This is a genomic window from Arenimonas sp. (genome assembly GCF_019459675.1).
In the GTDB taxonomy this organism is placed as follows: domain Bacteria; phylum Pseudomonadota; class Gammaproteobacteria; order Xanthomonadales; family Xanthomonadaceae; genus Arenimonas.
This window is the reverse complement of the sequence record NZ_JAIBFH010000135.1, coordinates 1-7,905: the sequence shown is the minus strand read 5'-3', so window position 1 is coordinate 7,905 and position 7,905 is coordinate 1. Positions and strand designations below refer to the sequence as shown.

The 7,905-nt window shown below is 63.0% G+C and carries 10 protein-coding genes; 5 read left to right on the top strand and 5 right to left on the bottom strand.

Annotation, left to right across the window (positions count from 1 at the left end; translation table 11 throughout):
* The first annotated feature begins 240 nt into the window (after positions 1 to 240).
* From K0M70_RS04880 to K0M70_RS04860, 5 genes are all read left to right on the top strand, one after another.
* Positions 241 to 483 carry a hypothetical protein gene (locus K0M70_RS04880; RefSeq protein ID WP_290780029.1) on the top strand — a complete coding sequence of 81 codons (243 nt, stop codon included), beginning with the start codon at positions 241 to 243 and terminating at the stop codon, positions 481 to 483.
* Positions 464 to 955 carry a hypothetical protein gene (locus K0M70_RS04875; protein WP_290780026.1) on the top strand — a complete coding sequence of 164 codons (492 nt, stop codon included), beginning with the start codon at positions 464 to 466 and terminating at the stop codon, positions 953 to 955. The genes K0M70_RS04880 and K0M70_RS04875 overlap by 20 nt, the downstream gene beginning before the upstream one ends.
* Positions 952 to 2,310 (top strand): ThiF family adenylyltransferase, encoded by a 1,359-nt coding sequence (locus K0M70_RS04870; protein ID WP_290780023.1) that lies wholly within the window; start codon positions 952 to 954, stop codon positions 2,308 to 2,310. The genes K0M70_RS04875 and K0M70_RS04870 overlap by 4 nt, the downstream gene beginning before the upstream one ends.
* 7 nt (positions 2,311 to 2,317) lie before the next feature.
* Positions 2,318 to 2,902: a hypothetical protein gene (locus K0M70_RS04865; protein ID WP_290780020.1), complete on the top strand. Its 585-nt coding sequence runs from the start codon at positions 2,318 to 2,320 to the stop codon at positions 2,900 to 2,902.
* Positions 2,903 to 2,990: 88 nt separating this feature from the next.
* On the top strand, positions 2,991 to 3,917 hold the full coding sequence (locus tag K0M70_RS04860; RefSeq protein ID WP_290780017.1) for a phage exclusion protein Lit family protein: 927 nt from the start codon (positions 2,991 to 2,993) through the stop codon (positions 3,915 to 3,917).
* A gap of 39 nt (positions 3,918 to 3,956) precedes the next feature.
* Here K0M70_RS04860 and K0M70_RS04855 read toward each other — a convergent pair whose 3' ends face one another.
* The 5 genes from K0M70_RS04855 to K0M70_RS04835 all read right to left on the bottom strand — a co-directional run.
* Positions 3,957 to 4,439, bottom strand: coding sequence for a hypothetical protein (locus K0M70_RS04855; protein WP_290780015.1), 483 nt, complete (start codon positions 4,437 to 4,439; stop codon positions 3,957 to 3,959).
* Positions 4,440 to 4,766: 327 nt separating this feature from the next.
* A complete protein-coding gene (locus K0M70_RS04850; RefSeq protein WP_290780012.1) occupies positions 4,767 to 5,381 on the bottom strand; it encodes a hypothetical protein in 615 nt (204 codons plus the stop codon).
* A 6-nt stretch (positions 5,382 to 5,387) separates the two neighbouring features.
* Entirely contained in the window at positions 5,388 to 5,624 is a 237-nt protein-coding gene (locus tag K0M70_RS04845) for a DUF2188 domain-containing protein (RefSeq protein WP_290780009.1), read from the bottom strand.
* A 764-nt stretch (positions 5,625 to 6,388) separates the two neighbouring features.
* Positions 6,389 to 7,090 carry an SOS response-associated peptidase gene (locus K0M70_RS04840; RefSeq protein WP_290780006.1) on the bottom strand — a complete coding sequence of 234 codons (702 nt, stop codon included), beginning with the start codon at positions 7,088 to 7,090 and terminating at the stop codon, positions 6,389 to 6,391.
* A 120-nt stretch (positions 7,091 to 7,210) separates the two neighbouring features.
* A partial coding sequence (locus tag K0M70_RS04835) for a M23 family metallopeptidase (protein ID WP_290780003.1) occupies positions 7,211 to 7,905 on the bottom strand: 695 nt, incomplete at its 5' end.

Below are 7,905 nucleotides of genomic sequence, written 5' to 3'. Positions count from 1 at the left end.
CCCCCCCCCCCCCCCCCCCCCCCCCCCCCCCCCCCCCCCCCCCCCCCCCCCCCCCCCCCCCCCCCCCCCCGCTTCTTGTCTGGCCAGGATCGTGGGCGCTGGCGGCTGCACCGGCTCGACTGGCCGTTCGTCTTCATCGGCGTGTTCGCGGGCGACGGGCAGGAGTTCGTGCTGCGGCTCGACTGCAGGGGGTTCCCGACGGCAGCGCCCACGGGCACGTTCTGGGACCTGGAGACCGGCATGCGTCTGCCGGATTCGCGATGGCCTCGCGTCGGCGAGCGTATGAGTCTGGCCTTTCGGCCCGACTGGAAAGGCGGCATGGCGCTGTACGTGCCCTGCGACCGGGAGAGCCTGGTCGGACACGACGCCTGGCCAGCGCAGTATCCGCAGCTTATTTGGAACCCCGCGAAGGGGATTTCGCACTACCTCGAGGTGGTGCACGACCTGCTTCAAGGCCTCGACCATGAACGCGTTGCGGCTTGAGGTCTCTCCGGGGCTGTGGGCGGCGATCCTCGCGCACCTTCGCGAGCAGGGCGCCGGCGTGCGCGAGAGCGGCGGATTCTTTTTGGGCCAGGTCCAAAACGGGGTGCGGAAAGTCACCCGCTTCCTGCCCTACGAGGAACTGCAGGCGGATGCGCTGCAAACGGACTTCGTGCATCTGTCCAGCGCCAGCTTCAGTCGGTTATGGGACTACTGTGCCACGAACGCCCTCGAAGTCGTTGCCGACGTGCATACCCACCGTTTCGGCGCGGGGCAGAGCCGCAGCGATAGCGAGAACCCGATGCTGGCGATCGCGGGGCACGTGGCTCTTATCATCCCGGACTTCGCGCAAGGGCCTGTCGGCCTTGATCAAATCGGGCTGTACGTCTACCAAGGCGCCCATCGTTGGACGCGCTACCGCGGAGCATCCGTGGCGCGCGTCATGACCTTCACGACGCCGGAGGGCGAACCATGACGCAGTTCGATGCCGATGCTATGCACCGCCTGGCGAAGCTGGCGCTGGACGCCGGGGAGGTTGCCACGCCGGAGGCGGCGCTCGCGCTGTTCCAGCAGTACCGGCTGCGAATCCACCTGGCCGAGGGCTGGGCAAGCACGCTGGCTGGCCAGGCTTGTGTTGTCACCGCGGTCAGTACCGCCTCGCGCGCGCTGCTGGGCGGCGTGGAAGTGACCGGCGATCTCACTCCGGTGATGCACGTGCCGCTGTTCGCGGGCCTGCCCGCCGCGGACGTCGTGGCGGCGCTCGGGGGAGCCGTGACGGCCACACCGACGCCCCGTTTGCCGTCGCTGTTGATCGGGGATGGTCCGCCGCCGGAAGGTGCGGCCCTCACCCTTCGCGCGTCCTGGGATGGCTGGTGTGCGCAGGTTGCGCCGGCCGACAGCGCTGACCACTTGGTTGTCGGAGACGACAATCCGCTGGCGGGCGTCTGTGCCGGTGCGCTCGCCGTGAGCGAGATGTTCTCCCACGTGCGCGGCGACTCGCCCGAGGCAGGCCACCGCCGAATCGGGCTGTCTCTGTGGAGCCCCTTGGCGATCGAGGACTGGCGTGCGCCCGAGCACCGCGGGCCGGCGTTGGCGTACCTGCCAACCGACCTGTGGATGGTCGGCCTGGGGCACCTCGGGCAAGCCTACGCATGGGGCCTGGCGATGCTCCCCTACCCCGCGCAACGCCGACCGCGCCTGGTCCTCCAGGATTTTGACCGCGTGACTGCCTCCAACCTGAGCACGTGCCTGCTGGTGGGCGCCGATGACGTCAAGGAGCGAAAGACGCGCGTCGTGGCACGTCGCCTAGACGCGATCGGTTTCGACATCGACCTGGTGGAGCGCCGCTTCGGCGCGCAGCATCGGGTGCAGCCCGGGGAGCCAATGGTGGCCCTGTTCGGCGTGGACAACGTAGCGGCGCGGCGCGATCTCGACTCCGCAACGTTTGCGATGGTCGTCGAGGCCGGGCTGGGCAGCGGCTATCGCGACTTTCGCAACGTGCGCCTACACAGTTTGCCGGGACCGCGCCCGGCCACGGAGCTGTGGCCCGCGCAGGTCGCAAGTCAGCAGGCAACCGTGCTCAACACCGCGTACAAACAGCTCGCGGACGACAGCGGTGACCTTTGCGGGGTGACGATGCTGGCGTCCAAGGCCGTGGCCACACCGTTCGTGGGGGCCTTCGCTGCGAGCCTGGCCCTGGCGGAACTCGTCCGACCCCTGCATGGCGGGGGTGTACACGCCAGCCTCGACTGCCCACTGCGATCGCTCACGCATCGTCTGGGAGCGCCAACTCACCCGAATTCACGCTGCGCGTTCATTGAATTGCCCTAGGACGACAATGAAAAAATCCCGTCAATGCCACCGGCGTGCTCCGGTCGCTGCCAACGCCACGATGCCGACGACCTCAGCCGAGCACAGACTGATCCTCCTGCAGGCGTACGAAGGTGAACGGGGCGTCGCCTACCTGCTTGGCGCCGTGGGCGTGTTCGCGCCAACGACCGTCACCTTGTTCGTGATCGATCGGCCGGCGTACCTTGCAATGGGCTGGAGCCAGTCCCTACTCGTGGTCGGCGCCGTGGGCGGAATGGTGACCGCATTGCTCATGTGCGGCCTCGTGATCCAGGCCGTTTCCCAGCGCCACAAACCCTTGCCTGCCGATGAGCGCCAACGCCTGATGCTCAACGCGCTGGTGTGCGGGCCGGTGCTGGCCATGTTTGCGCAGTTCGCCGGCCTCACCATTGCACTCACCTCCAGCATGGCCTTTCCAAGCTACGCCTACACCGTCCTGCTGATCGCGGCGGGGTTCGCCACCACACAGGGCGCGTGGGCCTTCCTGACGCGAATGCGGCAGAACTTGGTGGGGGGGCTTCGCCGATGGATTCGCACGCGGCGCGTCGGCGACCCGAATACGTCTGCACGGTGAGGGGCTAGATTCTGGGCGCGATCCACTGGCACACTGTCGGCGGACGGAGATGCTCATTTCGAGGATGCCCATGAGTGAGGCGACGCCCATGTTCCAGTCGGTACCTGCCGACGTGGTTGAAACTCTGCTACTGGCAGCGTGCCCGGAGCGGGAGGCCGAACTACGCGCCAACTGGGAACAATTCCAACCCGAGTACCAGCTCAGGAAAGATGACGTGGGAACCGCCCTCAGCGCCCTCGGCCACCGCGTCCGCTGGATGCACAAGACCTTCGCGCTCGACTGGGCTATTGCGACCCTAGGCATGCATGCACTCACGGCGTACAGCCCGCACATCTTCGTGGCTCAGGCTTTCGGCGTGCCGTTATCCTTGCATGGTCACACAGACGACGCTGATCTCGAAGCCATCGAGTCGCACATGGATGCGGTGGCCTATTTCGCGGGGCAGATCCGGAACGCGAAGCGCTTGGAGGACGTGGCGTGGCCCGACGACATTCCGCCGCCGGGTGCGTGTCCGGATCCAGCTAAAGACCCCGCGGGCAAGGCCACGTTCGACCTGGCCTGCCTCGCCACGGCGGCCTCCTTCTTCCACGAACTTCGCCACTTGCAGTTCTCCGCTGAGCAAAATGCGCCGGCCGTGTCGGTAGCTGAAGAACGCGCCTGCGATGAACACGCCCGCCGCATGCTGCTCGACCGCGTTGCCGATTACGCGCTGAGCCGTGCGGAGCCTCAGGTGAGCGTTTCTAACAAGCGAATCATGGGACTGGCGACGGCCGCGCTGTGCATCGCCTACGCCGAGGCGCCGGGCTTGCCGTCGGCGATCGCGAACAGCCATCCGCCCATTGCGGAACGTTTTCAGGTGCTGGTTCTGGAGGCGACCGCCGATGACAACGCGCATTGCTGGGTCTATTCGGCGTGCTTGCTCATGCATTTGCTGCGCCGAGTCAACAGAATGCCCACGTCGGTAACATTCACGTCCTCTAAGCACTTATGCACACAGCTGGCCAGCCTGCTCTAAGCAGTGCGGTGATGTCGACCCGCGTCGTCGCCGACGAGATCAATCGCTGTAGATGAACTCCGCTCGGCTTACGGCGGGAGCTGGTTCACCCACGACGAAGCGAATGAAGACGCCGTGCTCGTATCCCAGGTGATGCCCGTACGCGCGCAGTTTGTTCAGATCCCGAATATCGGGCAGGCGATTGCTGGACTTCTTTAGCTCGAACACGACATGATTACCGCCGGGACCTCGGTGGTGAACGATTATGTCCGGCAACACGGCGCTGCCCTCATCATCATCGTTGCCGGTCCCGTCCGGAATTGTCTTGCGCGCCACGCCATCGCGGTCGTATTCGCAGTCGACGTCCCAGCCGGGAAACTGTGCCTCCACGTAGATCGCTAATCGATGCGAAATGGCTCGTTCGCCGACGCGATTAACGAAGAGGTAGACGTCAAGTTCAAGAAGTTGTTCCACCGCCACAATTACGCGCTCGGCAACCTCAGCATCTCGCGAGGTGCGCCGCAGATCGTTTTGCCACGGCATTGCCTCTACTCCTTTGGACACAGCGTCCTGCGGAATACTACAAGACGCTGAAGATGCAGCACAGCTGGGGAATGTAAGTGTGTGTGTCATCGCGCTCGCCAAGTCATCAGCGCGCATCCGCTAGCGACGACTCAAATGCATGGGAGAGCCCTGACTCGAATCACTCACCAAGACTCCTTTGGGATCGGCATTCCCTACCTCCGATAGACTTCCTTAATCCACCTGCTACACGAAGGTCAGCTCTCGACCAGGAGCGGACATCGCGACTAGCCAAAGAACCACCTGACTTAAGCCGAACCGCGAAGCGGTTTCGGCTTGAATGAATTGCTATACGTTTTCACTGACCCAGTTTTCCATCCCGGTGATTAGCTCCGGCATAGGCAGGTCCTCTATATCTTTTTGCGAAAAGCCCCGTGAGATCAGTTCGTCGTAGTTGGCTGCCATGAAGTCTGCAAATGCACCCCACACCTTGGCAGGCCCGGCGGCATTGGAGCGGCACTGGGTGGCTAGCCAATTCCGAACCTCTGTAGCTGCTTGCTCGGGTTCGTTGCGGTGGGCTGCGATGTCAGACCCGGACAAGTCCGACAGTGCCGCTTGGTAACGATATTTCTCTGCTTCCAATATCAGGCAGCGCTTCTGCGAGAATTCGCCGCCACCAAAATTTCGGCAGCCCACGTCGAGCCCCAGCTCGAAAGGCATATTGAGTCTAAAAACATCTCCTGCTTTACGCGCCTTAATGCGAGATAGATCGTGGATTGCGTATTTTGATTCTTGAATAAGTTCAAGAATTTTCGTAATTCGTGACTCTCCTGAGTCATTACGCTCAAGTGAAATTCTCGGCCTAAAGCCTAGATAGATCGTTGTGAACAGAATAGGCCGGAGTAGCCCGTAATAGTCTTTATCAAATGGACAATTGATAAAGATGTTGCTCTCGAATGCCATGTCGTTCTAACGCTTCTTATCTTTGGGGGGATATGGGTCGTTGCCGTAGCTATCCTTTGCTCGGATCGTCCCGTCCTTCTTGTGCACATACAGTTCTGATTTGTCTTTCTTAGCGAGCTGTCTGGCGTGCTTGACGGCTGCCTCTTGGGTGGTGAACACCTTAGAAGCACGCTCTGAGCCCGTGCGACGGACTGCCCAGCCACCACTGGTACTCGGAACTACGTGCTGGTCTTTCTTGGCCATTGCGACGACCTCTCAAAAACGTATAACGCCTGAATTAAGCCGAGCCGCGAAGCGGCTTCGGCTTGAATGAATTGTCAGGCACCAAGATAGGCTGCCGCATCGTGGTTTGACCAGCCGCCACGGCCGGGGCGCCCCGGGGTGCCTGAATACCCTGGTCGTCCGGGAGTGCCGGCTAATCCAGGCATTCCGGGTGTGCCAGAAAGACCAGGTACGCTGGGAAGACCAGTTGTACGGTTGCGGCTAAAAGCAAGTGCAGAGTTGCTTGAGTCGAAGATGACGCCGCCGTCAAACCAACCGATGTGCTGCCCGTTAAAAGCGTAGACGTTATTGCCACCAAGCCAAGCTATGACTTTTCCATGGCGGTCTCGGATCTTCGTGTCATCCCAGATCACGCATGGCTTGCCTTGGCTATCGAATAACCACTCCGCCATGAACCTTCCCCTTGCGCCAAACCACCGTATATGCGGACTCCGGGGTCCGGTTATAAATCCGATCGACGAGCTGGGCGACCCACCGCAAGCCGATGATTCTGGGAGAGCTTAGGCGGAGCTTATCCGGGAAACAATCCGCCGCAAACCCAGACGCCGGGCGCCCTCCTCAAGGCCTGCCTAAAGTGGCCCAGGCTGAGGCTCCGACAGCACTTCCTAATGGGAGCACATGTCCGCATCGCGTCGAAAGGTGCCCTTCCCTACCCCCGATAATGGTCCCTAACCGATCCCCATGAGGGCCAACGCCAGGGAGCCCCGGTAGCGGCCACCGCGAACTCACGCCGGATTGAGAGGCGCGATTAACTGTTCGCCCTGGTTACGGGGATTGCCCACGGCTAGTCCCACTCGGTGGATCTGCAGCGGAAACTCCTGCGGCTGGAGGAAAGCCTCGGCTTCAGACGCAGTGCTGGTCAGCCACGCCTGCCAGTCGCCAGTCCGGAGCACACGAGGCGACCGGTGATGGATCTTCCGGATATCCCCTAGGGCCTCGGTGGTGATGATCGTATACGTGGCGATCTCGTTGCCCTCCTGCCCGGTCCACCGGGAAAAGAGGCCTGCGAACATGATTGGGTTCTGTCCGTCGGAGTCCTGGATGAAGTACGGCTGTTTCTTCGCCCCACCCTCGTCCAGCCATTCGTACCAGCCGGAGGCAGGCACCAGGCAGCGCTGGTCACGCTTCCAGGCCTCCCGGAACGCCGGGGCCGTGCGGACTGTCTCGGCGCGGGCATTGATCGTGCTGTACGACTTCTTAGCGTCCTTGGCCCAGAAGGGCAGCAGGCCCCAGCGCATGGACTCGAGGCCCGGCCCGCCTTCGCCGAGCGTGCATACGGGCAGGATCTGCGTCGGCGCGATGTTGAAGTGAGGCTCGACATTCGCCAAGGGATTCCAGACGCGGTCGGTATACCCATCGGCGAAGCCGTTAGGGAGGGTCATCTCGCCGCGCTTGGGATTTCCGAACAGAGCATATCGTCCGCACATTCCCTCAGCCTATACCCAAGTAGCGGAAAACTCGCCAGGCCTGCCCCGAACTCTTGGCCGCCGGCGATGTGCAGGGGGTCCGCTACCGGCCAGGAGCGGACATCAAGCCTTTGGGCGATTTCAGTCGGACAGCGCCTCAGCCGATCTGAAGTCGACCCGCATCTCCAACATCGGCAGCTCATCAACGCGTGGATGAACTCCACCGTCGGCCGACCGGATCTCATACCGGTCGATCAGGTAGGGCAAGCCCTCCCCCGCCAGCAGGTCCGGGCTGTCCATCACCTCGAAGTGCAGATGGGGCTCGCGGCTGTCGCCCGAGTTGCCTATGCGGCCCAAGGCTTGGCCGCGCTTCACGCGATCGCCCTCCTTGACGCACACGCTTCCCGGCTTGAGGTGCGCGTAAAGCGCGAAGTGGCCGCCGCCGAGGTCAAGCGTGACGGTGTTGCCGGCCACATTGTCCATCGTGAGTGGAAGTGCGGTCTGGAATCCCTTGGATGTGCGCGGAACATTGTCCGGCAGGCCATCCCTGGCGGAGACCACGATGCCGTCCGCGACGGCGAAGACCGTCTCGCCATAGGCATGGTAAGAGCGCGCGTCGACCGCACCTCCCTCAAAGGTCGCTTGGTTGCGGACCTGCCTCCAGTCGATCGCATACCTGCGTGAAATCCGCGCGTTGCCACCGATCACCAGCAGCCCGACGCGATGGTGGCTGGTGTTACCCGGCCCGCCTGCGGCCATCCAGTCCGGCCCCGCAACGGGCGGGGCAAGCGTGCGCAGGGGGCCCTGTCGCGTCCCGATGGCTGGGCCCTCTGCAT

Excerpts from the sequence above, each read along its gene's own strand:
- K0M70_RS04840 (WP_290780006.1), bottom strand. The coding sequence starts at position 7,090 with ATGTGCGGACGATATGCTCTGTTCGGAAATCCCAAGCGCGGCGAGATG.
- K0M70_RS04865 (WP_290780020.1), top strand. The coding sequence starts at position 2,318 with ATGAAAAAATCCCGTCAATGCCACCGGCGTGCTCCGGTCGCTGCCAAC.
- K0M70_RS04875 (WP_290780026.1), top strand. The coding sequence starts at position 464 with ATGAACGCGTTGCGGCTTGAGGTCTCTCCGGGGCTGTGGGCGGCGATC.
- K0M70_RS04870 (WP_290780023.1), top strand. The coding sequence starts at position 952 with ATGACGCAGTTCGATGCCGATGCTATGCACCGCCTGGCGAAGCTGGCG.
- K0M70_RS04850 (WP_290780012.1), bottom strand. The coding sequence starts at position 5,381 with ATGGCATTCGAGAGCAACATCTTTATCAATTGTCCATTTGATAAAGAC.
- K0M70_RS04845 (WP_290780009.1), bottom strand. The coding sequence starts at position 5,624 with ATGGCCAAGAAAGACCAGCACGTAGTTCCGAGTACCAGTGGTGGCTGG.
- K0M70_RS04860 (WP_290780017.1), top strand. The coding sequence starts at position 2,991 with ATGTTCCAGTCGGTACCTGCCGACGTGGTTGAAACTCTGCTACTGGCA.
- K0M70_RS04855 (WP_290780015.1), bottom strand. The coding sequence starts at position 4,439 with ATGCCGTGGCAAAACGATCTGCGGCGCACCTCGCGAGATGCTGAGGTT.
- K0M70_RS04880 (WP_290780029.1), top strand. The coding sequence starts at position 241 with ATGCGTCTGCCGGATTCGCGATGGCCTCGCGTCGGCGAGCGTATGAGT.